The 543-nt window shown below is 73.7% G+C and carries 1 protein-coding gene; it reads right to left on the reverse strand.

The window, feature by feature from the left end; all coding sequences use genetic code 11:
• The coding region (locus AA75_RS50370; protein WP_033825175.1) for an AMP-binding protein at positions 1-543 on the reverse strand (543 nt) is incomplete at both ends.

The following is a 543-nucleotide window of genomic DNA, read 5'->3' on the forward strand; positions in this document are numbered from 1 at the left end:
CGATCGGCACCGGCTCCGGCCACGACGACGGATCCACGGGAAGGGTGTGGGTGGTGACGGCATGGGTCTCGGCGGGGCCGTAGACGTTGTGCATCCGCCGTCCGGGCAGCAGCCGGTGGAAGGCCCGGACCCGGTCGCCGGCGGTGAGCGCCTCACCGCCCTGGAGGACGTCGGTCAGGTCGGGCAGGGTGCGGCCGGCGCGCAGCGCGGCGTCGGCGAGCGCCTCGACCACCAGGTTGGGGGCGAAGAGTTCGTTGACCCGGTACTCCTCCAGCCAGGCGGCGAGCCGGTCGGCGTCGCGCCGGACCGGGTCGGCCGGCACCACCAGGGTCTTGCCCATGACCAGGGGGGACAGGATCTCCTGCACCGAGAAGTCGAAGCCGATCGCGGTGAACTGGGCGGTGCGCACCCCGCGGCCGCCCGGGAACCTGACGGCGTGCCAGGTCAGCAGGTTGGCCAGGCCGGAGTGCGGCATCACCACGGCCTTGGGGCGGCCGGTGGACCCGGAGGTGTAGATCACGTACGCGGGGTGGGCGGGGGTCA

The organism is Kitasatospora sp. MBT63 (assembly GCF_000710465.2).
Taxonomy (GTDB): domain Bacteria; phylum Actinomycetota; class Actinomycetes; order Streptomycetales; family Streptomycetaceae; genus Kitasatospora.